The organism is Micromonospora sp. WMMD1102 (assembly GCF_029626265.1).
Taxonomy (GTDB): Bacteria; Actinomycetota; Actinomycetes; order Mycobacteriales; family Micromonosporaceae; genus Plantactinospora.
This window is the reverse complement of the sequence record NZ_JARUBN010000001.1, coordinates 5,825,500-5,848,941: the sequence shown is the minus strand read 5'-3', so window position 1 is coordinate 5,848,941 and position 23,442 is coordinate 5,825,500. Positions and strand designations below refer to the sequence as shown.

Annotated in this window: 20 protein-coding genes, 1 pseudogene and 1 riboswitch; of the genes and pseudogenes, 12 read left to right on the top strand and 9 right to left on the bottom strand. The window is 72.5% G+C overall.

Features of this window, described 5'->3' with window-relative positions:
- Positions 1 to 47: 47 nt before the first annotated feature.
- Positions 48 to 773 carry a polysaccharide deacetylase family protein gene (locus tag O7626_RS26185; RefSeq protein ID WP_278063742.1) on the bottom strand — a complete coding sequence of 242 codons (726 nt, stop codon included), beginning with the start codon at positions 771 to 773 and terminating at the stop codon, positions 48 to 50.
- A gap of 341 nt (positions 774 to 1,114) precedes the next feature.
- Here O7626_RS26185 and O7626_RS26180 point away from each other — a divergent pair, with 341 nt between their 5' ends.
- The 6 genes from O7626_RS26180 to O7626_RS26155 all read left to right on the top strand — a co-directional run bounded on the left by O7626_RS26180 (position 1,115) and on the right by O7626_RS26155 (position 6,831).
- Positions 1,115 to 2,158, top strand: a complete 1,044-nt coding sequence (locus O7626_RS26180) for an SDR family oxidoreductase (protein WP_278063741.1) — start codon at positions 1,115 to 1,117, stop codon at positions 2,156 to 2,158.
- A 251-nt stretch (positions 2,159 to 2,409) separates the two neighbouring features.
- Positions 2,410 to 2,543: riboswitch (cyclic di-AMP (ydaO/yuaA leader) on the top strand.
- A gap of 3 nt (positions 2,544 to 2,546) precedes the next feature.
- Entirely contained in the window at positions 2,547 to 3,563 is a 1,017-nt protein-coding gene (locus O7626_RS26175) for a hypothetical protein (RefSeq protein WP_278063740.1), read from the top strand.
- Positions 3,564 to 3,687: 124 nt separating this feature from the next.
- Positions 3,688 to 4,218: an O-acetyl-ADP-ribose deacetylase gene (locus O7626_RS26170; RefSeq protein WP_278063739.1), complete on the top strand. Its 531-nt coding sequence runs from the start codon at positions 3,688 to 3,690 to the stop codon at positions 4,216 to 4,218.
- A 75-nt stretch (positions 4,219 to 4,293) separates the two neighbouring features.
- Positions 4,294 to 4,728, top strand: a complete 435-nt coding sequence (locus O7626_RS26165) for a MarR family transcriptional regulator (protein ID WP_278063738.1) — start codon at positions 4,294 to 4,296, stop codon at positions 4,726 to 4,728.
- Positions 4,718 to 5,470: a hypothetical protein gene (locus O7626_RS26160; RefSeq protein WP_278063737.1), complete on the top strand. Its 753-nt coding sequence runs from the start codon at positions 4,718 to 4,720 to the stop codon at positions 5,468 to 5,470. Before O7626_RS26165 ends, O7626_RS26160 begins: the two co-directional genes overlap by 11 nt.
- An 80-nt stretch (positions 5,471 to 5,550) precedes the next feature.
- Complete coding sequence (locus O7626_RS26155; protein ID WP_278063736.1) at positions 5,551 to 6,831, top strand: FAD-binding oxidoreductase; 1,281 nt, start codon at positions 5,551 to 5,553, stop codon at positions 6,829 to 6,831.
- A gap of 112 nt (positions 6,832 to 6,943) precedes the next feature.
- Here the strand turns inward: O7626_RS26155 and O7626_RS26150 are convergent, their stop codons facing one another.
- Positions 6,944 to 7,948, bottom strand: coding sequence for a M20/M25/M40 family metallo-hydrolase (locus O7626_RS26150; protein ID WP_278063735.1), 1,005 nt, complete (start codon positions 7,946 to 7,948; stop codon positions 6,944 to 6,946).
- A gap of 299 nt (positions 7,949 to 8,247) precedes the next feature.
- Between O7626_RS26150 and O7626_RS26145 the strand changes: the two genes are divergently transcribed.
- Positions 8,248 to 8,724: a GNAT family N-acetyltransferase gene (locus tag O7626_RS26145; protein WP_278063734.1), complete on the top strand. Its 477-nt coding sequence runs from the start codon at positions 8,248 to 8,250 to the stop codon at positions 8,722 to 8,724.
- A gap of 129 nt (positions 8,725 to 8,853) precedes the next feature.
- On the opposite strand, the gene O7626_RS26140 is transcribed toward O7626_RS26145, so the two are convergent.
- On the bottom strand, positions 8,854 to 10,365 hold the full coding sequence (locus tag O7626_RS26140) for an NCS1 family nucleobase:cation symporter-1 (RefSeq protein WP_278063733.1): 1,512 nt from the start codon (positions 10,363 to 10,365) through the stop codon (positions 8,854 to 8,856).
- 173 nt (positions 10,366 to 10,538) lie between these two features.
- On the opposite strand from O7626_RS26140, the gene O7626_RS26135 reads away from it, so the two are divergent.
- A complete protein-coding gene (locus O7626_RS26135; RefSeq protein ID WP_278063732.1) occupies positions 10,539 to 10,751 on the top strand; it encodes a hypothetical protein in 213 nt (70 codons plus the stop codon).
- Positions 10,752 to 10,762: 11 nt separating this feature from the next.
- Here the strand turns inward: O7626_RS26135 and O7626_RS26130 are convergent, their stop codons facing one another.
- Genes O7626_RS26130 through O7626_RS26120 form a run of 3 tightly spaced genes read right to left on the bottom strand, consistent with a single transcriptional unit; the run spans position 10,763 to position 13,676 of the window.
- On the bottom strand, positions 10,763 to 11,431 hold the full coding sequence (locus tag O7626_RS26130; RefSeq protein WP_278063731.1) for a DUF998 domain-containing protein: 669 nt from the start codon (positions 11,429 to 11,431) through the stop codon (positions 10,763 to 10,765).
- Entirely contained in the window at positions 11,413 to 13,032 is a 1,620-nt protein-coding gene (locus tag O7626_RS26125; protein WP_278063730.1) for a PH domain-containing protein, read from the bottom strand. Before O7626_RS26125 ends, O7626_RS26130 begins: the two co-directional genes overlap by 19 nt.
- Positions 13,029 to 13,676, bottom strand: coding sequence for a PH domain-containing protein (locus O7626_RS26120; protein WP_278063729.1), 648 nt, complete (start codon positions 13,674 to 13,676; stop codon positions 13,029 to 13,031). The genes O7626_RS26125 and O7626_RS26120 overlap by 4 nt, the downstream gene beginning before the upstream one ends.
- 128 nt (positions 13,677 to 13,804) lie before the next feature.
- On the opposite strand from O7626_RS26120, the gene O7626_RS26115 reads away from it, so the two are divergent.
- From O7626_RS26115 to O7626_RS26105, 3 genes are all read left to right on the top strand, one after another.
- On the top strand, positions 13,805 to 15,283 hold the full coding sequence (locus tag O7626_RS26115; RefSeq protein WP_278063728.1) for a histidine kinase: 1,479 nt from the start codon (positions 13,805 to 13,807) through the stop codon (positions 15,281 to 15,283).
- A 47-nt stretch (positions 15,284 to 15,330) separates the two neighbouring features.
- A complete protein-coding gene (locus O7626_RS26110) occupies positions 15,331 to 16,065 on the top strand; it encodes a response regulator transcription factor (RefSeq protein ID WP_278063727.1) in 735 nt (244 codons plus the stop codon).
- 143 nt (positions 16,066 to 16,208) lie between these two features.
- A complete protein-coding gene (locus O7626_RS26105; RefSeq protein ID WP_278063726.1) occupies positions 16,209 to 17,159 on the top strand; it encodes a superoxide dismutase in 951 nt (316 codons plus the stop codon).
- A 126-nt stretch (positions 17,160 to 17,285) separates the two neighbouring features.
- Here O7626_RS26105 and O7626_RS26100 read toward each other — a convergent pair whose 3' ends face one another.
- Positions 17,286 to 18,179 (bottom strand): NlpC/P60 family protein, encoded by an 894-nt coding sequence (locus O7626_RS26100; protein WP_278063725.1) that lies wholly within the window; start codon positions 18,177 to 18,179, stop codon positions 17,286 to 17,288.
- A 692-nt stretch (positions 18,180 to 18,871) separates the two neighbouring features.
- On the opposite strand from O7626_RS26100, the gene fusA reads away from it, so the two are divergent.
- Positions 18,872 to 20,971 carry an elongation factor G gene (gene fusA / locus O7626_RS26095; protein WP_278063724.1) on the top strand — a complete coding sequence of 700 codons (2,100 nt, stop codon included), beginning with the start codon at positions 18,872 to 18,874 and terminating at the stop codon, positions 20,969 to 20,971.
- A gap of 544 nt (positions 20,972 to 21,515) precedes the next feature.
- Here the strand turns inward: fusA and O7626_RS26090 are convergent.
- Together O7626_RS26090 and O7626_RS26085 are read right to left on the bottom strand one after the other, a co-directional pair.
- Positions 21,516 to 21,932, bottom strand: a pseudogene (locus tag O7626_RS26090) (ATP-binding protein); the annotation flags it as partial.
- A gap of 139 nt (positions 21,933 to 22,071) precedes the next feature.
- Positions 22,072 to 23,430, bottom strand: a complete 1,359-nt coding sequence (locus O7626_RS26085; protein ID WP_278063723.1) for a hypothetical protein — start codon at positions 23,428 to 23,430, stop codon at positions 22,072 to 22,074.
- Positions 23,431 to 23,442: the final 12 nt, after the last annotated feature.

The window sequence follows — 23,442 nt, the reverse complement described above, 5'->3', positions numbered from 1 at the left end:
GGTTTGCCGGGTACGGGTCGCAGTCGGTCGGGGGCCTGCCGGTGTCGTCAGCCGTGCTCGCCGAGCGGACCGACCTGCCAGCCTCGACGCAGGCACTCCTCCAACAGGTACGGCAGGGCGGCCAGACTTGCCCGCCAGGCGCCCGGTGCGGAGGTGCAGTCCGAGTCGTGCAGTAGCACCGTGCCGCCGCCGGCCAGCCCGTCGCGCAGCGTGTCGAGTACCGAGGCGCGGGTGGCCGTCCGGGTCCAGTCCCGCCCCCAGCAGGTCCAGAGCACCGGCGTCAGGTCCAGCCGGCGCGCGGCCACCAGGGCGGCGGCGCTGAGTACCCCGTAGGGCGGTCGGAAGAACCGGGGCACCCGACCGGTCACCGCGCCGATCAGCTCCCGGGTCCGGGCCAGGTCGCGGTAGGTGGCGTGCGGGCCGCGCAGCAGCAGGTTCTGGTGCGCCCAGCCGTGCACCGCCACCTCGTGCCCGGCGGCGGCGAGGTCCAGGCCGAGCGCGGGCGCGCGGGCCAGCATCGATCCGAGCAGGAAGAACGTGGCGCGGGTCCGGTGCGCGGCCAGCGCCTCGACGAAGAGCGGGGTGGAAGCCGGGTCGGGGCCGTCGTCGAAGGTCAGCGCGACGTGCCCCGGAGAGCCGCGCCCGCTCAGCCGGGGAAAGAACCGCAGCCGTATCCCCGGCAGTACCGTCAGGGCCGGCACCACCTGGGCGGCCAGCGCGGCACCGACGGTCGTCGTCGCCGGTACCGCGCGTCCGCGCACTCGTTCCTCCACCCGCCGCACCTTCGCGGAATCCGCCGCACCTTCGCGGACGCGGTTACCCGCGCGCCCCGGCTTCATCCTCACCCGGACGGGTGGTCCGGCCTGGTTGCTCCGGTCTCCCGCGCTCCGTGCCGGCCGCGCCGGATCGCGCTGGCCCGTGCCGAACCGCGCTGGCCCGTGCCGAACCGCGCTGGCCCGTGCCGAACCGCGCTGGCCCGTGCCGGCCCGTGCCGGCCCGTGTCGGACCGTGCCGAACCGCGCCGGATCGCCCTGGCCCGTGTCGGACCGTTTGCCGGGCCGCCCCTCGGGTAGCCGCCGCGCGGCAGGCAGGACCGGGTCTGGACGGGGGCGGGATGCGCGGTCGAGGGGTGCGCGGCCGACCCGCGGCCCGGGTGGCGGTGATCACCGGGGCGAGTGCCGGGGTGGGCCGGGCGACGGCCCGGCTGCTGGCCCGGCGGGGGATGCGGATCGCCCTGCTGGCCAGGGGCGGTGCCGGCCTGCGGGGGGCGGCCGAGGACGTCCGGGCGGCCGGCGGCGTACCGCTGCCGATCGAGACGGACGTTGCGGACCACCGGCAGGTGGCGGCGGCGGCGGATCGGGCGACCGGCGAACTCGGCCCGATCGACCTCTGGGTCAACAACGCCATCGTCTCGGTCTTCGCGCCGCTGCACCAGATCGCACCCGAGGAGTTCCGGCGGGTGACCGAGGTCTGCTATCTCGGGTACGTCCACGGCACCCTGGCCGCGCTGGACCGGATGCTGCCCCGGGGCGCCGGCACGATCGTGCAGGTCGGATCGGCGCTGGCGTACCGGTCGATCCCGCTACAGTCCGCGTACTGCGGTGCGAAGCACGCCATCGTCGGCTTCACCGAGTCGCTCCGCTGTGAACTGCTGCACGACCGCAGCCCGGTCCGGGTCACCATGGTGCACCTGCCGGCGCTGAACACCCCGCAGTTCGACTGGGTGCTGTCCCGGCTGCGCAACCGTGCCCGACCCGTACCGCCGATCTACCAGCCCGAACTGGCGGCCCGGGCGATCGTGCACGCGGCCGACCGGCCGGACCGCCGGGAGTACTGGGTGGGCGCGTCGACGGTCGGCACCATCATCGGCAACCGCTGCCTGCCCGGCCTGCTCGACCGCTATCTGGCCCGGACCGGGTACTCCGGACAGCAGACGGCGCGGCCGGCCCCGCCGGACCGCCGGGCGAACCTCTGGCATCCGGTGGACGACGGTGACGGGGTGGACCGGGGCGCGCACGGGGAGTTCGACACGCCGTACCGGACCCGGAGTCCGCAACTCTGGCTGTCCCAGCACCGGGGCGTGGTGACGGCCGGTGTGCTCTCCGCCGGTGCGGTCGCCGGTGTGCTCTTCGGCACAACGCCGTGGCGCCGCCGGTAGTCGAAGAATCACCCACCGACCAACCTGGACATGTTTCCGCACGTCAGGCCGTTGGCAATGCGGATGGTGAATAGCCGACAGCAGCTGGTGGATAATGGCGGGCAAAGCATGCCCTTCGATGCGTACGACGCGCCGTGATTACTGATAGTCGTTGCCTGGCAACGCTTTTAGCCGGGAACAGGTCTTGCCATTCCGGAAGTGAAACCGGGTATGCTGTCTGCCGTTCATAGCCGGATACCGTGTGGTGCCGGCGCTGATCGCCGCCTAATCGCCACACGGCGAGCCGGGGCCCCACGTTCCCCTGGGGTGAATCCGCGAAAGCGGTAGGGACCACTTCCATCCCGAACCCGTCAGCTAACCCGGTCGGCGGCCGACGGAAGGGATACATGTGAGGGCACCCCTACGCCGAAGGCTGGCGACTGCCCTGGCACTGCTCACCGCCGCAGCTCTGGTCGCGGTTCCGTCCGAGGCGTCGGCCGCGCCGAAGCCGGCCCCACAGGAGGAAGCCGACTCGCCGCTGCTCGGGGACGTCCTCGCCAGCGCCGGCAAGCGGCTCGCCGAGGCGAAGGCCGAGCGCACCAAGTCGCAGCGGCGGCAGCAGGCGCTCGGCAAGCAGCTGAAGGACGCCGAGGCCAAGCTGGCGGCGCTCGCCCCGGAGGCAAGCGAGATCGCGGCCGAGTCCTACCGCAGCGGCAAGCTCAGTGCCATCTCGATGCTGCTGTCCAACAACTCGACCGACCCCTCCAATGGCGGCTTCATGCAGCGGATGTCGGCGCTCAACGAGCTGAACCTGTTCAACAACGGCAAGCTCCGGGCGCTCAACCAGGCGCGGGACGAGGTCGGCGCGGCCAAGAAGGCGATCGACGAGGAGGTCGCCAAGCAGGCCGCCCAAGAGAAGATCATCAAGAAGCAGCAGTCGGACGCGAAGAAGGCGCTCTCCCTGGTGGGTGGCAACTCGCGGCCCGACAAGGGTCTGGTGTCGGCCACATCGCCGGTCGCCCGGCCGGGGCCGGGGATGGCGGACGGCTTCCCGGGGCTGCCCTGCAACAAGAAGGACCCGACCACCAGCGGCTGCATCACGGCCCGGACGCTGCACATGTACAACGAGGTGCGCCGGGCGGGCTTCAAGCGGTTCGTCGGCTGCTTCCGGCCCGGCGGGCCGTTCGAGCACCCGAAGGGCCGGGCCTGCGACTGGTCGCTGCGCAGCTCCGGGTTCAGCCGGGCCGCCAACGACGACCAGATGAAGTACGGCAACGACCTGGCCGCGTTCCTGATCCGCAACGCCGACCGGCTCGGCATCCTCTACGTGATCTGGTACAAGGAGATCTGGTTCCCGGACGAGGGCTGGAGTTCCTACAGCGGTCCCAGCGACCACACCGACCACGTACACGTCTCGATGCTCTAGCCTCGGCCCGACACCCGGCCGCCCCGCCACCTGCCCGTGCAGGTGGCGGGGCGGCCGCGTTCAGTCGGCGGCGTGCCCGTCGCGTCGCGCGGCGGGCCGGCCGGCGGGCTGGCATCATCGGCCGATGGCAGTCATCGAGGTCGTCCGGGGCGACATCACCCGGCAGCACGTGGACGCGATCGTCACCGCCGCCAACGAGTCGCTGCTGGGTGGCGGCGGTGTGGACGGTGCCATCCACCGGGCGGCCGGGCCCCGGCTGGCCGAGGCGGGTGCGGCGATCGCCCCCTGCCCGCCCGGGGAGGCGGTGGCGACGCCCGCGTTCGACCTCGACCCGCCCGTCCGGTACGTCATCCACACCGTCGGCCCGGTCTGGGAAGGCGGCGGGTACGACGAGGCCGAGGTGCTGGCCTCCTGTTACCGCCGCTGCCTGGCGGTCGCCGACGAGGTGGGCGCGCGCAGCGTGGCCTTTCCGGCCATCGCCACCGGGGTCTACGGTTTTCCTGCCGACCGGGCGGCCGAGACAGCGGTGCGGACGCTGCGCCGCACACCGTCGGCGGTCGAGTCGATCCGCCTGGTCGCCTTCGACGAGGAGACCGCCACGCTGCTCCGGGCAGCTGTCGACCACGCTGACGGGCCATCTGCCTCGGCCGGGTGACGGGTCAGCACTGACGATGTGATGATGGCGGTCAACTGGTTGTATCTTGCACCGAGTTGGTTGTAGCGTGCAACTATGAGTGCCGACGAGGCGCGCGCCATGCGGGACGCCGTCAGCCAGTTCGTCCGGGCCTTCGGGCTGCACCGGCCCGAGCAGACCCCGTGCGGTCAGGCGATGTCCGTCTCCGAGGCGCACGCCCTCGCCGAGATCGACCGGGAGGGCGGACTGCGTCAGGTCGAGCTGGCCCGCCGGCTGCGGCTGGAGAAGAGCACGGTGAGCCGGCTGGTCGGCCAGCTCACCGGTCGCGGCTGGGTGGAGCGGGCGGATGCGGCCGGCGACGGCCGGGGCGTCTGGCTCACCCTCACCGGGCAGGGCCGCCGCGCGGCCGACCGGCTCGCCGCAGCCAGGGAGGCCCGGTTCGCCGCGTTGCTCGACCGGATCCCACCCGACGAACGGCCGGCGATCCTGGCCGCCGTGCGACGACTGGCGGAGGCCGCCGATGACCAGTGACAAGCCGATGACCGATGACGAGCCGGCGGCCGGTGCGACCTGCTCGTCGGAGTGCTCCGACGACAACCCGGCGACCGGAGGCAGTTCGACGACCGCAGGCAGTTCGAGAACCGCAGGCGGTTCGACGACCGTAGGCGGTTCGACGACCGGTGCCAGGTCGGCGACCAGTGCCAGGTCGATGGCCGGGGAACGGCTCTGGGCGTCGTACCGGCCAGGTCATCGCCGTCTCCTGGTCGCGGCCGGGCTCGCCGCCGTCGTCGTCCTAGTGAGCGCTGCCGTGCTCATCACCGTCGAAGCGGGGCGAGACGAGGCCGTTACCGCGGACACCCGACGGCAGGCGGAGGTCGCCGAACGCGGTCGCGAGGTCATGCCGTTCGACCTGGACCGCACCACCCACCGCTTCACAGCGACCGCCGACGGCGGCCACCAGACGGTAACGGCGGACGAGCCGGTGCGGCAGCGGCAGGTGGATCTCGTCCGCGAACACCTGCGGGCGGAAGCCGAGCGGTTCCGCCGTGGCGACTTCACCGACCCGGCCCGGATCCACGGTGCGCAGATGCCCGGGTTGGCGGAGCTGCGGGCCGGCGCCGGCCAGATCCTGATCGACTATTCCGAACTGCCCGCCGGGGCACGGCTGGACTACCGGACGGCCGAACCGGCGCTGCTGCGCGCCCTGCACGCCTGGTTCGACGCCCAGGTCACCGACCACGGACCGCACGCCGAGCACGGACAACCGTCGTAGCGCGGGTCGTCCGGTTGCCTCGTCCGGGGCCGAACGGGTGACGGCGGCCGATAGGATGCGGTTCTCCGATCGGAGGCGGTGTGCGACGAACACGCGTCGGTGCGGTGGCCGTGGTCGGAATCGTGGTGGTGAACGTGGTCGCCTGGGCGCTGTTCTGGCCCGCCGACGACGGCCGCCCCAACTTCCTCCGGCAGGCGGTCGCCGAGTTCGCCGCGTCCACCGCCGTCCTGCTCTTCGCCGTCGCGCTGGTGCTGGCCACCCGGGCCAGCTGGATCGAACCCTTCTTCGGTGGCCTGGACCGGATGTACCGGGCCCACCGCCGGGCGGCGGTTGCCGGCTTCGTGCTGCTGGTCGCGCACGTCACGGTCGTACCGTGGCTGCTCGACTCACCGGGCGGCACACCGTCCGGCCTGATCGCCTTCGCCGGGATCTCCGTGCTGGTGCTGCTGAGCGTGGGCCCACGCCTGCCGCTGGCCCGTCGAATCGTCACGTTGAATTACCGGAGTTGGCGACACTCCCACTGGCTGGTCGGGCTGTTCTTCGCGATCAGTCTCGCGCACGCGCTCCTGGTCGACCAGGTCGTGGTGACCAGCCCCGTGCCGTTCACCCTGCTCCTCGCGGCGTACGTGGTCGGGGTCGTCGCGTACCTCTACACGGTGCTCCTGGCACGACTCGTCCGACCCCGCTACCGCTACGTCGTCGACGAGGTGCGCCGGCTCAACCCCCGTACCCTGGAAATCTCGCTCCGCCCGCACCGGGCCCGCCGGCTGGCCTTCACCTCCGGGCAGTTCGTCTTCCTACAGATCCGCCGCTCCGGCCTGCGGGAGCCGCACCCGTTCACCGTCAGCAGCGCGCCGGCCGAGGAACGGCTCCGGCTGACCGTCAAGGCGGTCGGCGACTACACCGCCCGGCTGCACGAGCGGGTCGAGACCGGCCACCGGGCGACGGTCGAGGGCAGCTACGGCATGCTCGACTACCGTCGGGGCGGTCCGCGGCAGATCTGGATCGCCGGGGGCATCGGCATCACCCCGTTCCTGAGCTGGCTGCGTGACCTGGACCAGCTGGACGACCGGCGGATCGACCTCTACTACACGGTCCGCCAGCCGGCAGAGGTGCTGTTCTGGGACGAGGTGCGGGAGGTGGCGGCTCGCAACCCGGGCCTGCGGATACACCTGAACGTCTCGGCCGAGGCGGGTTCGCTCACGGTTGCCCGGCTCGTCGCCGAGCACGGCGCCGCCGTCGCGGTCGCCGACGTCTTCATGTGCGGGCCGGTGCCGATGATCAGGACCTTCGAACGTGGACTCCGGCAGCACGGCGTACCGGCCGCCCGCATCCACTTCGAGGAGTTCTCCTTCCGCTAGCCGTGGGTCCGATCGCCGGCCGGACCGTGCCGTCGGAGTCGTGCCATCGGGACCGTGCCGTCGGGACCGGCGGCCAGCCCGAGCCACCGGCCGACGGCCTGGTCCGGTCTGCTCACCTGATCCCGAGGTGGGCCAGGCTCACGGCGGTGGCGGCGGCGATGTCGCCGATCCGGTGGTAGTCCAGGGTCTCCGGCGTGTCGCCCGGCTGGTGGTAATGCGGGTTACGGAAGTCGGCGGTGTCGGTGACCTGGATCGCGGGCACGCCGACGTCCCAGAACGGCTGGTGGTCGCTGCGGGCGAAGTGCTCGGTCGCCGGCACGTACCGGCGCAGCAGCGGGCCGGCGAGGCGGAGGTCGAGCGCGTCCCGGGCCAGCAGCGCCGCACCGGGGCCGGCCAGGTGGGTCAGGCACTCGCCGAACAGCCGGGCCAGCCGACCCGCCGACTGCCGGTACGCCACAAGCGTCCAGTCGCCACGCCAGCCACGTTGCCGGATCCGGCGGCGCTGCCCGGGGTAGAGCAGCCCGGCACCGGACGGCAGCACCTGGGAGCCGGGCAGGGCCGAGTAGAACCCGATGCACTCGAAGACCACCACGGCGGCGGGGCGACCGAGCGTACCCAACTCGCCGGCGAGGGCCCGGGATCCGTGCAGTCCCGTCTCCTCCTGGTCGAAGACGGCCAGCCGGACGGGTCGGGCCAGCCCGAACTCCGGCAGTATCCGGGCGAGTTCCAGCAGGCAGGCCACCCCGGAGGCGTTGTCGTCGGCGCCCGGACTGCCCGGCGCGGTGTCCAGGTGCGCGCCGACCAGTACCGTCGGCCGGCGCGGGTCGACGGGGTCCTCGGCCGGCGGGTCGGCGAGCAGGTTGACCCCGGAGGCCGAACCGCCCGGCCCGGTGAACTCCTGCCGACGGACCCGCCAGCCGGCCCGCTCCAGCTCACCGGCCACGTACGACTCGGCCCGGCACATTTCCGGTGCCGCGTGGTGGCGACCGCGTGGCGCGTCCAACCGCTCCACGTGCCGGCGCAACCGTCCCTCCTGGACGCCGGCCCGGACCGTGGCCAACCGGGTGGCCACGGCGGGCGGCAGGGGACGCAGCCGTGGCTGGGCGGTTAGCACCATCCATGCCTCCGTGGGCGTCGTCGCCGGTACCGTCTCCCTGCGATCATGGCTGCCCGCCGCAACCCGCCGTGGTCCTCGGCCACCGCAACCCGTCGTGGTCCTTGGCCACCGCAACCCGTCGCAGCGAGCAGTGGACCTCGGTCGTCGAGGTCGGCCGTCGACCTCGGCGGAGCAGCCGGTCGTACCGGCCCCTCACCTCGTCCTCGGCGGGCGTTCCGGGCCGGCGAGGACGGCTGGAAAGGGCCGGTGTCGGTGGTCGCTGTTAGGTTTCGCACCGAAGACGACCGGAGGGGGCTGGCATGGGGACAGTGGCGCTGCGGCCGGTGCGGGACGCCGATCTCGACGCGCTGTTCGCGCAGTCGCGCGACCCGGACGCGGTCCGGATGGCGGCCTTCACCGTCAGTGACCCTGACGACCGGGCTGGCTTCGACGCCCGGCTCGCCCGGCTGCGCACCTCCACGGACGTGATGATCCGGGCTGTCACCTGGAACGGTGCACTGGTCGGCAGCATCGGCAGCTTCGTCGTCGACGGCCACACCGAGATCACCTACTGGGTCGACCGGGCGATGTGGGGGCGCGGTGTCGCCAGCGCGGCGCTGTCGCTCTTCCTCGGTCTGGTCACCGTCCGGCCACTGCGCGCCCGGGCCGCCAGCGACAACGCCGGCTCGCTGCGGGTGCTCCGCAAGGCCGGGTTCGAGGTCGTCGGGTTCGAGACCTCGTACGCGCCGGGGCGACGGGCCGAGGTGGCGGAGACGATCCTCCGGCTCGACAGGTAGCCCTCCCGCCCCAGCCAGGCAGTCGACCGGGCGATCGGGCGTCGCCCGGCAGGCGGGGCGATCGAGCGTGGCCCGGCGGACGGGGCGACCGGGCATCGCCCGGCAGGCCGGTGATCGGTCCCGGGGCCGCTACGGTTGACCGGCCGGCACCTGCGTCCGGGGCGGGCTGGACGGGGCCGAGCGCATCAGCGCGACGTAGAGCACGGCGCCGATGATCGCGCCGATCGCCCAGGCGAAGCCGCTGAGTTCGACCAGCCAGGGCACCCAGACCGCGGCCACCGAGAAGACGGCGGCGACCAGGAACGCCCAGATCGCCCGCAGGTTCCAGCCCCGTACGTAGTGGTAACGGCCGGCGGGCTCCATGCTGTAGAGGTCCCGGACGTGCAGGTTCCGGCGCTGCACCAGGTAGTAGTCGGCGACCAGGATGCCGTAGAGCGGTGCGAGTACGGCACCGAGCGTGTCGACGAACTTCGGCAGGCCGATCTGGTCGATCACCGCGACCCAGAGAGCGCCGATCACGAACCCGAACGCCGCCGTCAGATATCCTCCGCGCCGGAAGCTGATCCGCTGCGGCGACAGGTTCGACAGGTCGTACGCGGGCGGGATGAAGTTTGCCACCAGGTTGATGCCGATCGTCGCGACCAGGAATGTCAGGGCGGCGACCACGGTGAGTACCGTGTTGTCGACCTGGCCGACGATGGCGGCCGGATTGGTCTGCGGCTCGCCCTCCCCACCCTGGTAGACGACGTACGCGCCGGCCGTGATGAACAGCGACAGGAAGGTGAAGAAGGCGAGGCTGACCGGAAGGCCGGTGAAGTTGCCGATCTTCATGCCGCCCTGGGTACGGGAGAACCGGGAGAAGTCGCCGAAGTTGATGACGACGGCGGAGAAGTACGCCACCGTCGTGCCGACGACGCCGAGGAACGCCGTGACGGCACGCCAACCCTGCACCTCGTCGTTGCTGAAGATGTTGCCGACGGCGGGCAGCAGGTCGTCACCGGCCTGCACCCAGATCGCCACCAGCAGCAGCACCATGACGACGTAGACGGCGGGTCCGGCGATGTTGAGGAACTTCTCGATCCACGAGATACCCCGGACGAAGAGCACGATCTGGATCGCCGCCACGATCAGGTACGAGATCCAGTCGATGCCGGTCATGCCGAGCACCTCCGGGCCGCCCGAGGTGCCGAGGACCGCGTTCAACGCCAGGGCCACCGCCGTGGAGGCGAAGTAGGTCTGCGCGCCGTACCAGAAGATCGCGACGATGCCCCGGACCAGCGCGGGGAACATGGCGCCCCGTACGCCCATGCCGCTGCGGGCCATCACCGCGTACGGGATGCCGTACCTGACGCTCGGTTCTCCGGTCAGGTTGACCAGGTAATTCACGAAGAGGCCGGCAAGGACGATCGCCGCGAAGACCCACCAGCCGTTGATCCCGGCGGTGATGAACAGGCTGGCCGCCAGGGTGTAGCCGGCGAGGCTCTGCACGTCGTTGGTCCAGACGTTGAAGATCTCGAACCAGCCCCAGCGGCGCCGGGACTGCGGCAGCGGAGCCAGGTCGTCGTTGTGCAGGTCCGGATGCGGGTCCGGGCCGACGGCCAACGGATCGTGCGGTGCGGTGGCGCGGGCTTCGGTGGACACGGCTCCTCCTGACGCGACGGCCTGTCGGACGGCACTGACCCCTGCGGAGCAGGTGGAACGTAACGCCCGACAGCTCGGGTAGGAGTTTTACGAATGTAAATGATTGGTTTCCGAGTCGGTCCGGTCCGACCGGGGTTCTCCAGCTGTTCGGCGGCGACCGATGAGGTTTCGCGGTGGCCGCCGTCTACACGAGTACGAGAGGCGACCACCGCGAGGAGAACGGCATGAACGACTTCACACCACAGACCGCCGACGGCAAGGTCCTGTGGCACTTCACCATGTCCCTGGACGGATTCGTGGCCGGGGCAACGGACGAGGACGAGGACGAGGACGAGGACACTGCTGTGCCGCAGTCGCTCTGCGGCCACCAGCACGAACAGGCGTAACAGCTCGCGGGTTACCGCAGCGCGCCGGTGCGACGACCGGTCTCGGCGAGCAGCCTGAGGGCGAGGACGGTGGTCCAGGTCCAGTCGACGGCGATCAACGCTCGTTGGATCAGGCCGGCCGACGGGTTGTCGGTCTCCCACGCCGTACCGAAGACGACGAACAGGGCCAGGCCGGCGAGCCCGGTCAGCAGGTCGTACCCGAGCCAGGCGCGACCGGTCGGACGGCCGGCGGAGCGGCGGGCCAGCACGAAGCAGGCGACCGGCAGCGACCCGAACACCACGATGCCGAGATTGTCGTGCAGTACGCCCGGCAGACCGGTGGCGCTGCCGTCCAGCGGGGCACCGGGCGGATAGCCGTGGGCCGGGTCCATCACGAAGACGCCGGAGAGCAGCAGCCCGAGCCCGAACACGCCAACCGCCAGCGGCGCCCAGACGTCGGCCCGGCCCGGACGCAGGGCGCGGCGCAGCCCGACGGCGAAGCCGAGCACCAGCAGGCCGGCCAGTACGAAATTGGTGATCTGGATCCAGCCGCGCGGGCCGAGGCTCAGGGCACTCACCGGGTGGTACGTCGGGTCGTAGCCGGTCCGGGTGGCGCCGTCGACCAGGAACACCAGGACGAACAGCGGCGGTCCGACGACTCCACACCAGAGCAGTAGTCGGGTCAGCCGACGCGGTGACATGTCTCCTCCAGAGTTGACGCGTCCGGGCCGGGCAGCTGGTCGACGGGTGCGTTGCCGACCAGCGGGGCGAGCAGGCCGGGTACCACCTGCTCGGCGAAGCCGACCACGCTCCGGGCGGGCACGTCCACCGCCGCGTACCGGCCGTGCCCGGCCGCGGTCGTCGCGACCAGGGTGGCCAGGCCGAGGCGCCGTTGCGGCAGCGACTGACGCAGTCGCCAGCCGATCACCGCCGGCCGGGACAGCGCCACCGTGCTCCGGCTGACCAACCCGGACCGGACCACCAGGTGGTCGCCGACGATCCCGTGCCCGAGCGCCCGCCACGCCACCACCGCCGCACCCAGCGCCACCGGCAGCAGCCCCACGCCGACCAGCCACAGCCAGCCGGGCACCCTTAGCACATCCCCGCCCAGCCAGGCCGGCACCGCCCGCACGTCCCCGCCCAGCCAGGCCAGTAGGCCGGTGACGGCGAGCGTGAACAGCACCGCCCAGCCGAGCCGGCGGCGCAGCGCGGCCGGCGGATGCCGACGCAACGGTACGGCGAACGGGCTCGCCCCGGCGTCGAGGTCCAGCACCCGGGCGGCCACCCTCCGAGCCACGCCTACCGGGCCGCGCGGCAGGATCGTGGTGGCCGGCGTCATGCTCCAGATCGTCAGCCCGGTGGAGATGACGTTGGTGTCCGCCATCCCCATCCAGCGCCAGAGCAGCGGCTCGGAGATCTCCACCCCGCGCAGCCGACCGACGTCCCGGTTCACCTCCCGGGTCCGGAACAGGCCCTGCGACGTACGCAGCACGGCGCCGGTCGGGGTGTCGACGCGAACCAGCCGGAAGGCCCAGTTCTCGGCGACGAACGCGACCGCCATGCCCAGCACCCCGAGCGTGCCGACGCCGACGAACGCGATCACGCCGGTACGCCACGGACCGAGGGCCCGCCAGTCGAGCAGTCCGGCGACGAACCCGGCCGCGTCGAAGCCGAACGACCGCGCCAGCCAGTAGCCGCCCCAGAGCAGACCGGCCGCCGTGACCAGTGCCCAGACGCTGAAGACGTTGTAGCAGAGCCACGACCAGCGGATCCGGGCGAAGACCTGCGCTCCGGGCGACTCGTCGCCGACACCGACCTCAGCACCGACGGGCGCCGCCTGCGGCGAGCCGGCCAGCAGCTCCCGGCGAAGCTCCTCGGCCACTGTTCGGGTGACCGCGTCGAGCTGCAACGCCTCGTAGCCGGCCGCACCCGGTTGGCCGACCCCGACGGTGAGCACCCGCAACCCGGCGAGTCGGTGCCGCAGCCGCGCGGTCGTACTGACGGTGCGGATGCGCTCCCGCCGCAGCGTCCGGTACTGCCGGACCAGCAGGCCGGTCCGAAGCTCCACCAGCTCCCCGCTGAGCCGGTAGCGGGTCTTGACCCAGCGCAGCGCGTCCCGGGCCGCGCCGAGAACCCCACCCACGGCCACCGCGAGCACCGGGAGCAGGGTGCCGGCCCGCGGCTCGTCGGCGACGAGCAGGGCCAGACCGGCGGGTATGAGCGACAGCAGCGCGTAGAGCACGTCGACCCAGATGATCCGGGCGTCCAGCCGCCGCCATGGAATCTCGGGTGCCGGGGTCACGTCGCGTCCCCTGAGGCCTGTCGGACGATCTCGGTCAGCCGGCCGGCGGTCCGGGCGGCGAGGTCCGCGTCGAGTCCCACGAGTACGACCGGGCCGCTCGCCGAGGCCGTCGTCACGGTCACCGTGGCCAGTCCGAAGAGTTGTTCCAGTGGCCCCCGGACCGTGTCGACGGTCTGGATCCGGGAGATCGGGGCGGCCCGCCACTCCCGGACGAACCACCCCGACACCGCGTACACGGCCTCCGGGGTGACCTCCCAACCGTGTACGGCGTACCGCCAGGACGGCACCACGACCAGGTACGCCAGCCAGGCCGGTACCGCCACCAGCAGGATCGGGCCGAGCCAGCTCCGGGCGGCGGGCAGCACGGCGTACCCGACGCACAGGGCCGCGACCAGCGGCGCGACGCCGATGATCACCCGGGTGCTCCACCAGCCGACCGCCCGGCGGTCGACCCGGTGCCGGAGCGGGCGCAAGCCCAGCGACCCGGCCAGCACCGCGGGCCCCGGCCCGGCGGCCTCCACCGGCCGCGACGCCGCGACGGCCCGACCGCCGGCCGGGCCGGTCGGGGTCGTCGGGCTGTCGGAGGCCGTGTCCGGATCCGGGGCGGTCGGCGGTGGGGCGGTGTGCGGCTGCTGCTGTCCCATCCCTGGACGTTGCGGCACGGGCCCGGCCGGGCGCCGCTGCCGATCGGCCATCGGTTCTGGTCGGCTGGCCAGCGCTGTTGGCCGGTCGACCAGACCGGTGGCGGGCCGGCCGTTTGTACTCTCGGCGCATGGAACTGGCCAGACGCCTTCGGTGGCCCGGCCGAGGTCGTGCCGCCGCGTCAGCGGGGACCGCCGACGTCGACGGCGGCAGGGCGACGGCCCGACGCACCGTGCGGGACTGGGTCGTGGACTCCCTGCTCTTCGGCCTGGCGCTGTTCTTCTGGGCGTGGACCTGGCGCAGCGCGCCGATGTACTACTTCGACTCGATCCCCGGCTGGATGGTCACGATCGACCCCTGGGTCGGTGCCGTCGGCTGCCTGGCCCTGTGGTGGCGGCGGCGCTTTCCGATCCTCCTCGGCGTCGCGATGGTGCTGGTGCTGATGCTGGCGGCGACCGGGCTCGGCGCGGCCCTGGTCGCGGTGCTCAGCGTCGCGGTGCACCGCAACTGGCTGCCGGCGACCCTGGTCACCGTGCTGCACGTGGGGCCCTCGCTGTCGTTCGGCTACGAGAATCCGCCGCCCGGCGTGACCCGGTGGGCGTATCTCACGCTGATCCTGCTGATGTACCTGGTGCCGCTCGGCTGGGGGATCGCGGTCCGGGCCCGGCGGCAGCTCATCGCCAACCTGCGTCGCGAGGTCGACCGGGCACGGAACGAGCACCGGCAACGGCTGGCCGGAGCGCGGCGGGCGGAACGGGAGCGGATCGCCCGGGAGATGCACGACGTACTGGCGCACCGGATCTCGCTGATCTCGGTGCACGCGGGCGCGTTGGCGTACCGGACGGCGCAGGCCGACGCCGGTGCCGGGGCGCCGTTGGGTGCGGCGGAGGTCGGCGGGGCGATCGAGGTGATCCGGGACAACGCCCGGCAGGCCCTGGTCGAGCTGGGCGACGTGCTCGCCGTACTCCGGCCGGAGCAGGGGGACCGGGACGGCGTCGAGCAGTCGGAGCAGGGGGATCGGGACGGCGTCGAGCAGGCGGACCCGGAAGTTGGTACGGCCGGTCAGGAAACCGGTACGGCCGACGAGTGGGTGTCGCACCGGTCGGCGCCGCAGCCGAGGCTGGCCGACATCTTCCGGCTGGTGCAGGAGGCGCAGGTGTCCGGTCAGCGGGTGTCGTTCGAGATGGTCTGCGCACCCGGTGCGGCCGAGTCGCTGCGGCCGGCGATGCAGCGCACGGTCTACCGCACCGTCCAGGAGGGGCTGACAAACGCCCGGAAGCACGCCGGCCAGACCGAGGTTACGGTACGGGTGGAAATCGAGCCCGGCACCGGCATCGTCGCGACGATCACCAACCCGCTGCCGTCACCGCTGCCGCTGCCGTCATCTCCGCTGCCGTCGTCCCCGCTGTCGGCACCGTCGCCGCTGTCGTCGCCGGATGCTCGCGGACGGCCGGCGGAGTACGCCGCGCAGGCGGCCGTCGACCTGCCCGGGGCCGGTGCAGGGCTGACCGGGCTCGCAGAGCGGCTGGCCCTGGACGGCGGCACCATCGAGCACGGCGTGGTCGGCGGGACCTTCCGGCTCCGCACCCGGCTACCCTGGCCGGCATGACTCCGGGTGACGCATGACTTCGGGTGACGCATGACTTCGGGCGACGCATGACTTCGGGAGCCACGCCCGGTCCGCAGCCGGCCGCCACGGGTGCCGGGCCGGCCATCCGGGTACTCCTGGTCGACGACGACGCGCTGGTCCGGACCGGCCTGCGGCTGATGCTCGGCGGGGCGCCCGACATCGAGGTCGTCGGTGAGACGGCGGACGGTGCCGACGTCGCCGACGCGGTGACCCGGCTGCGCCCGGACGTGGTGCTGATGGACGTCCGGATGCCGCTGCTGGACGGGATCGCCGCGACCCGGGCGATCACCGCCCGCTCCGGGCAGCGTCCGGAGGTGATCGTGCTGACCACCTTCGACGCCGACGCGACGATCCTCGACGCGCTCCGCAACGGCGCGGCCGGGTTCCTGGTCAAGCACACCCCGCCGGAGCAGATCGTCGACGCCGTCCGCCGGGCCGCCGCAGGTGAGCCGGTGCTCTCCCCGACGGTCGCCCGTACCCTGATCGACCACGTCGCTGGCGTCGCACCGCACCGCCGCCCCGACCAGCGTCACCCGGACCAGCGCCGGCATCGGGCCCGGGAGCGGTTCGGGCTGCTCTCCGAGCGGGAACGTGCCGTCGCCGTCGCGGTGGCGGAGGGGCTGTCGAACGGCGAGATCGCCGACCGGCTGTTCCTCTCGGTCGGCACCGTCAAGGCGTACGTCTCCAGCGCGCTGGCAAAGCTCGACCTGGACAACCGGATCCAGCTCGCGCTGCTCGCCCACGACGCACGCGACGAATAACCCCGGCCCCGCGTCGTCCCGGCAGGCGGTCGATCCCGGTGACAGTTGAACCTGTCGATCCGCCCGTGCGTGTCTTCCAGCGGAGCAGTGCCGCCCGGCACTGGCACTGTCCTGCGCACAGGAGTACGGATGGAGATCACCTCATGATCCGACGACGTAGTGTCCTGACCGGCGTCGCCGCGCTGGGGGTCGCCGCCGCGGTCGGCACCGCGGAGAGGGCGAGCGCGCACGCCCCCGGCGTACGTCCCCGGAAGCGGTTCCCCGACACCTTCGACCTGCCCGACGGCTGGATGCCGGAGGGGATCGCGATCGGTGCGCTGCCGTTCGCGTACTTCGGTTCCCGCTACGACGGGGCGATCTACCGGGTCGACCTGGCCACCGGCGAGGGCCGGGTGCTCGGCGAGGGACCGGGTCCGGACCTCCCGTCGATCGGGCTGAAGCTGGACGGCCGGGGCCGGCTCTTCGTGGCCGGCGGCGGGTCCGGCCTCGGCCGGATCGTGGACGCCCGGAGCGGCCAGGTGCTCGCGAACCTGTATTTCACCGTCGACTCGACCTTCGTCAACGACGTGGTGCTGACCCGGCACGCGGCGTACTTCACCGACTCGTCGAACCCGGTGCTGTACGTGGTGCCGACCGGGCGCGGTGCCGGCGCCGACGACGTACGCGGGCTGCCGCTGACCGGGGACATCGTCTACGCCGCCGGCATCAACGCCAACGGCATCTGCCGGACCCCGGACGGTCGGGCCCTGCTGGTGGTGCAGTCCAACACCGGCCTGCTGTTCCGGGTGGACCCCCGCTCCGGCGTGACCCGGCAGGTGGACCTCGGCGGGGAACTGCTCACCAACGGCGACGGGCTGCTGCTGGATGGCCGGACGCTCTACGCGGTGCTCAACCGGCTCAACACGGTGGCCGTACTGCGACTCTCCCCGGACGGCCGCTCGGGCCGGATCGTCGAACGGCTGACCGATCCCCGGTTCGACGTCCCGACCGCGGTCGCCTCGTACGGTAACCGGCTCTACCTGCCGAACGCGCGGTTCACCACCCCGCCGACGCCGGAGACCCCGTACACCGCCGTGGCGATCAGCAAGCCGTAGCGGCCGGCCGTTCCGGAATGTCGGTGGGGACTCCGGTCGTGGCGACGATCCTCGACGCTCTCGCCCACGACCGGAGGGCCAGCGGGTCCGTACCCATGGAGCCAGGACGGACCCGCTGTAGCACGCCTAGCCGGTGACACCGACCACCCGGTAGTAGCCAAGCGGGGTCGTGTAGTCGACGCTGGTGTAGCCGATTCCCGCACTCGGGCTCATGGCCGAGTACAACTGCCCGCCGCCCGCGTAGAAGCCGACGTGACCGCTGTAGAAGACCAGGTCACCGATCTTGAGCTTGCTGCGGCTGACCTGGATGGCATCGCGACTCTTGAGGTTGCTGAGGTCGGCGTTGTTGTTGTTGGCCTCCGAGCGTGCCCACTCGTACTGCTGCGCCGACGACCTGACGCTGCCCCATCCGGGGAAGTTGGTCACGCGTTCGTAGCCGAACTTGACGAGACCCGAGCAGTCGTACGCGTCCGGGCCCTCGGCGCCCAGGACGTAGCGCTTGTCGCTCTGGTTGAGCGCGTACTGGTAGGCGAGCCGGGTGTAGTTGTAGGTCGTCTTCGTCACCGAGCAGATGGTTCCCTGGCCACTCGAGCCGTTGCTGACCTTCACCTCGAGGTTGTTGAACTGGGCGATCCCGCCCGGATCCCAGGAGTGGCCGCCGCCGCTGGCGGATGCGCCGTAGCCGCCGTCGACCGCGAACACCACCTCGTCGTTCCGGAAGACCCAGCTCTTGCCGGAGCCGGACCCGTCGTTGGCGACGATCTTGATCAGCGGCGACTTGCCGTCCGAGCTGGTGTCGGTCAACTCCCAGTGCACCTTGGCGGAGCGGGTGCCCTCCCACTCGACCTGGATGACCGCGCGAGCCCCCGGGCAGCCGACCGGGATTTCGGTGCTCGGGTTGTCGATCGGCGCGGCCACGGCCGGCGAAGCCATGGCGAAGCTGGTGGCGAGGAACACCGGCACCGCAATCAGGATCGCTGAGAGTGTCCGGTGTTGCCGCGCGGTCTTCTTCGTGAGCATTCGACTCTCTCCCTTGGTTCGTCCGTACTTATTTCGGACGTCAGGGAGACTAGAGATCCACATTGCGCCGTCGATTCCCGTACCTTTCCCGTACCTCAGGCGCACCGGCCGCCGACCGAGGGCCGGCGGCCGAACGCAGCCGGGCGAGCGGGGCAGGCCGGCAGCGCCACCCCGGGTGCCCGGAAAATCGGACTGTGCGACGGGTGTCCGGCCGGTACACTCGGGACCAGCCCAGCGCGATCTTGGCCCTTTCGTGGGCCGGCGCGTGACCGGAACGAGTGAGGGGAGACGGCCGTGCGCTACCGCACCGCTGTGGTCATTCCCCAGTCGCTGCACCGGGTGATCCTGACGTCTTCCTGATCTCCGGTGCCGGCTCGCGCGGCAGCACCGGAGATCCGTGACGAATCCCTGAGCCACCTCTCCCGACCCCGGCCGACGCTGCCAGTCCTGCGTCCGGCCGCACCGATTCCGTCGGCCACACCGATGTTGTTGCCACACCGATCCTGTTGCCGTGCCGGCCGCGTCGGTCCTGTCGGCCGCGTCGGTCGTGCTGGCCGCGTCGGTCCTGTCGGCCACGTCGGTCGGTCCGGGGCGTCGGGCTGCGGGAGTGCTCGCCCGCGCTTCCCGCGTGGGCTCGTCCGGAAATCGCGCCCGTCCTTTACCGACAGGTCACCACAGAGAGGCCATGGGCCGTGCGTGCTGTTTCCAACCCCCTGACCCGGCTGCGCAACCTGGGCATCCTCGCCCACGTCGACGCCGGCAAGACCACCACCACCGAACGGATCCTCTACGCCACCGGCGCCACCTACAAGCGCGGCGAGGTGCACGACGGGACCACCGTCACCGACTTCGACGCCCAGGAGCGCCGCCGCGGCATCACCATCTTCGCCGCCGCGGTGAGCTGCGAGTGGGCCGGTCACCGGATCAACCTGATCGACACACCCGGCCACGTCGACTTCGCCGACGAGGTCGAGCGGTCGCTGCGGGTACTCGACGGGGCGGTCGCGGTCTTCGACGGCGTCGCCGGGGTCGAGCCGCAGAGCGAGTCGGTGTGGCGACAGGCCGACCGGCACGGCGTACCCCGGATCGCCTTCGTCAACAAACTCGACCGGTCCGGCGCCGACCTGGACACGGCGGTCCGGTCGATCCGGGACAGGCTCCGGGTCACCCCGCTGGTGGTGCAGTTGCCGATCGGCCGCGAGGAGGGCTTCACCGGAGTGGTCGACCTGGTCGAGATGCGCTCGCTGACCTGGCCCGACGGTGCGCAGGCTCCGACCCTCGGCCCGGTGCCGGAGGAGTTGCGGCCGGAGGCCGAGCGGCGCCGCCGGATACTGGTCGAGGCGGTCGCCGAACGGCATCCGGCCGCCCTGGAGGAGTACTGCGAGCGGTCGACGCTGGCCGCCGGGACGCTCCGGGACGCGCTGCGGGAGCTGACCCGTACCGGGGACGGTGTGGTGGTGCTCTGCGGCTCGGCCTACCGGAACCGGGGGATCGAGCCGCTCCTCGACGCGGTCGTCGACTACCTGCCGTCGCCGCTGGACGTGCCGGCGGTGTGCGGCGACACTCCCGGCGGCGAGCGGCGGGAGCGGCCCGCCGACCCGGCGGCGCCGTTCACCGGCCTGGTTTTCAAGGTCAACTCGACCGGCACCGGTCGGCTGAGCTACCTGCGGGTCTACGCGGGGACCATCGGGAAGGGAGGCGTGGTGCTGGACGCCGGAGCGGGACGTACCGAACGGATCAGCCGGATCCTCCGGGTGCAGGCCGACCGGCACACCGAGGTGGACCGGGCGGCCGCCGGCGACATCGTCGCGGTGGTCGGGCTTAAGTCGGCGCGGGTGGGTGCCACCCTCTGCGCCCCGGAGGCACCGCTGCTGCTCGAACCGCCGAGCGCCGCCGACCCGGTGGTCTCGGTCGCAGTCGAGGCACGCCGGAGCACCGACACCGGGCGACTGGCCTCGGCCCTCGCCCGGCTGCTCGAGGAGGACCCCTCGCTGGCGCTGCGGACCGATCCGGAGACCGGGCAGACCGTGCTCTCCGGCCTGGGGGAGCTGCATCTGGAGGTGGCGGTGGAGAAGATCCGCCAGGACGGCGGGCTGGAGGTGACCGTGGGCCGGCCCCGGGTGGCGTACCGGGAAACCTTGCTGCGTGGCGTCTCCGGCCTGGTGTACCGGCACGTCAAGCAGGACGGCGGCGCGGGTCAGTGGGCACACGTCGTCCTGGACGTGGCGCCGCTGGAGGTTCCTTCGACCGCCGACGTCCAGGTGCCGGCCGGTGGCGTACCCGATTTCGAGTTCGCCTCCACGGTCGTCGGCGGCCGGGTGCCGAAGGAGTACGTCCGGGCGGTCGAGGCCGGCTGCCGGGACGCGCTCGCCGACGGCCCGCTCGGCGGCCATCCGGTGATCGGGCTGCGGGTCACCCTGACCGACGGTGCCACGCACGTGAAGGACTCGTCCGAGCTGGCCTTCCGGACGGCGGGTCGGCTCGCGCTGCGGGCCGCGCTGGCCGCCAGCGAGCTGGTCCTGCTGGAACCCGTGGTCGAGGTGACGGTCACCGTGCCGGACGACACCGTCGGGGCGGTGCTCGGCGACCTGGCGGCCCGGCGTGGCCGGGTCGTCGGCTCGACCACCCGGGCCGGCACCGTGGTGGTCACCGCGACCGTGCCGCTGGCCGAACTCTTCGGCTACGCGACCCGGCTGCGCAGCCGGAGCCAGGGCCGGGGGACGTTCAGCACCCGGGCCACCGGCTACCAGCCGGTGCCGGCGACGGTCGCCGAAGCGGTGCCGCGACGCTGACCGAACCGGTTGTCGGCCGAGCGGGGCGGGTGGGGAGAGCCGGGCGGCAGCTCCCCACCCGTCGCCGGCCGGTCCGGATTCCCGGGCGCGGTCAGCCGCCCGTCGCCGGCGGCAGCTCGGGCGGGCCGCCGAGCGGGGGCACGTCGGCCAGCCCGGCTGCCGGTGGTACCTCGGTCGGGCCGGTGAGGGGTGGCACCTGGTCGACTCCGGCGGCCAGTGGCATTTCGGTCGGGCCGGCCAGTGGTGGGACCTGGTCGAGTCCGACGGCCAGTGGCATTTCGGTCGGGCCGGCCAGTGGTGGGACCTGGTCGAGTCCGACGGCCAGTGGCATTTCGGTCGGGCCGGTGAGGGATGGCACGTTGGCCAGTCCGGCGGCCAGTGGTACGTCGGTCGGGCCGGAGAGCGGCGACTGGCGGTCGAGTCCGGCGGCCGGCGGTACGTCGGTCGGGCCGGAGAGCGGCGACTGGCGGTCGAGCCCGGCGGTCGGCGGTACGGCGGCAAGGGACACTGCCGGCGGTACGGCGGTCTGGTCGGTGACGGCCATGGTCAGCCGTACCAGGACTCCGTCGGCGCCGCTGCGCACCTCGATCGCGTCGGCGAGTTCCTGGGCCAGCCACAGTCCCATCCCACCGCTCGCGGACGGGCGGGGGCGGCTGCGCGGAATGTCGGGCAGCGGGTCGGCGAAGCCGTTCCCGTGATCCCGGATCTCACAGACCAGGTGCTGCCGCCGCCAGAACCGCAGCTCGCCCCTTCCGCCGCCGTGCCGGACGGCGTTGGTCATCGCCTCGTTGACCGCGGTCACGAAGTCGTCCAGCCGTTCCCCGACCAGCCCGGCCGACAGGAGGCACCCGGCCAACGCCCGGCGTACCTCGGCGACCTGCTCCGCGTCGAAATCGGCCTGGAGCAGCAGAGGACCATGCTGTGTCTCCGTCCGTTGATCGTGCAACGGACCGTCAGTCATGGCGCCTCCAAGGTCACCGGACCCGTCAGGTTACAGCGCGGACCGTACCCACCGGTGGCCAGGTCAATCAAAGTCGGGGGCGTCAGGACTCGTCAACGGCGTTCGGCCGTCGCCCGGGGCCGGTCCAGTTCCCCGATGGTCACTGAACGCATATCGCAGAGTACAGAGCGTAGGCGACCTGTCGGCCGCTGACGTCCCCGTGCGAGCTGACGAACCGGTCCGCCCGCAGGTTGTGAACCCGCCCCGGCTGGAGCTGGTAGCCGCCGCCCACCTCCAGCAGCTCGGCGCCGGGCTGGACGACCTCGGGAGTCTTCAGCGCCCCGTTGCGGCCGATCCCGCCGTACGGGTCGTTCGCGTCGCCGAGGCCGGCGCCGGCCTGCCGGGCCAGCCGGGACGCCGCAGCGTACGCCAGGCCGACCGCCCGGTCGTTGACGGTGTGCGTCACCAGCATCGGCCCGGCCAGTTGCCGACCGGTCAGCAGCGAGCGGAAGTGCCCGTTCTCGCCCCGGCCGTTGAAGTTCTCGGCGAACGCGTGGTGGCTGAACGCACCCTGTAGCAGCGTGTACGAGTGCAGCCGGGGGTGCCGTACCGCCGCCGCGGCCAGGACCCGGGCGCCGAACGAGTGTCCGGCCAGGTGCAGTCGTACGCCCGACGGTGCTGCCCCGGCCAGTTGCGGCAGCAGCGTGGCGACGCCGCCGGAGCCGACCGTCCCGGCCCGGTTCTTCATCGTGTAGTAGGTGGTGATGTTCAACACCCCGCGCGCCTTGGCCAGCACGCTGTCCAGGTCGAAGCCGAAGCCGGCCGCCCCGCCGGTCGCCACGTCCGGTGGCCCGAGCACGCCGTCGGCCGCGCCGCCGGCCCGCTCCGGCAGCCCGAAGTCGACCTCGGGGCCACCGACGGCCTGGAACACCGTCTCCGCGTCGCCGTGCAGCAGCGCCGACGGCGGCGCGTCCTCGTCCACCTCCCCAGCCTCGCCGGCCGGGATGCCGGCATCGGCTGGCTCGCCGGCACCGGCTGGCGTGCCGGCGCTCGCCGGGGCGCCGGGGAGCTGCTGGCGCAGGAGATCGAGGAAGCGCTGCCTCGCCTCGGCCGAGCCGGTCAGCTCCGGCACCAGCGCGCTGAGCAGCGCGGCCCGGCCCGGCTCCTCGACCTGGGCCGCGATCGCCCCGATCAGTGCCGTGGCCTCGTCGGCGACCGTGACCCCGCCGCCGGCCACCTCGTCCTCGTCCGACCAGCGGATCGACGGCCAGAGCAGGCCGACCACGGCCAGCGTCCGGGACGCCGCCCCGGGCACCGCCGGGCGGACCGCCGCCATGTTGTCGGTGAGTCGCTGGTAGAGGCGGCGGGCCTGCGGGATGTCGTTGTTCCAGCCGTGGCAGAGCACGAGTACGTCGGTGGCGCCCGAGGAGGCGACCAACTCCACCGCCGCCCGGCGCTGTGCGTCGTCATGGATCTCGCCGGTGGAGCGGATCTCCACCTCCGCGTACGGGAACTGCATCTGGCACCTTCT

What these genes read in the sequence shown, in the direction of transcription:
- O7626_RS26180 (WP_278063741.1), top strand. Translation starts at nt 1,115, where the DNA reads ATGCGCGGTCGAGGGGTGCGCGGCCGACCCGCGGCCCGGGTGGCGGTG.
- O7626_RS26170 (WP_278063739.1), top strand. Translation starts at nt 3,688, where the DNA reads ATGGCAGTCATCGAGGTCGTCCGGGGCGACATCACCCGGCAGCACGTG.
- O7626_RS26165 (WP_278063738.1), top strand. Translation starts at nt 4,294, where the DNA reads ATGAGTGCCGACGAGGCGCGCGCCATGCGGGACGCCGTCAGCCAGTTC.
- O7626_RS26160 (WP_278063737.1), top strand. Translation starts at nt 4,718, where the DNA reads ATGACCAGTGACAAGCCGATGACCGATGACGAGCCGGCGGCCGGTGCG.
- O7626_RS26150 (WP_278063735.1), bottom strand. Translation starts at nt 7,948, where the DNA reads ATGGTGCTAACCGCCCAGCCACGGCTGCGTCCCCTGCCGCCCGCCGTG.
- O7626_RS26145 (WP_278063734.1), top strand. Translation starts at nt 8,248, where the DNA reads ATGGGGACAGTGGCGCTGCGGCCGGTGCGGGACGCCGATCTCGACGCG.
- O7626_RS26130 (WP_278063731.1), bottom strand. Translation starts at nt 11,431, where the DNA reads ATGTCACCGCGTCGGCTGACCCGACTACTGCTCTGGTGTGGAGTCGTC.
- O7626_RS26120 (WP_278063729.1), bottom strand. Translation starts at nt 13,676, where the DNA reads ATGGGACAGCAGCAGCCGCACACCGCCCCACCGCCGACCGCCCCGGAT.
- O7626_RS26115 (WP_278063728.1), top strand. Translation starts at nt 13,805, where the DNA reads ATGGAACTGGCCAGACGCCTTCGGTGGCCCGGCCGAGGTCGTGCCGCC.
- O7626_RS26110 (WP_278063727.1), top strand. Translation starts at nt 15,331, where the DNA reads ATGACTTCGGGAGCCACGCCCGGTCCGCAGCCGGCCGCCACGGGTGCC.
- O7626_RS26105 (WP_278063726.1), top strand. Translation starts at nt 16,209, where the DNA reads ATGATCCGACGACGTAGTGTCCTGACCGGCGTCGCCGCGCTGGGGGTC.
- O7626_RS26100 (WP_278063725.1), bottom strand. Translation starts at nt 18,179, where the DNA reads ATGCTCACGAAGAAGACCGCGCGGCAACACCGGACACTCTCAGCGATC.
- O7626_RS26085 (WP_278063723.1), bottom strand. Translation starts at nt 23,430, where the DNA reads ATGCAGTTCCCGTACGCGGAGGTGGAGATCCGCTCCACCGGCGAGATC.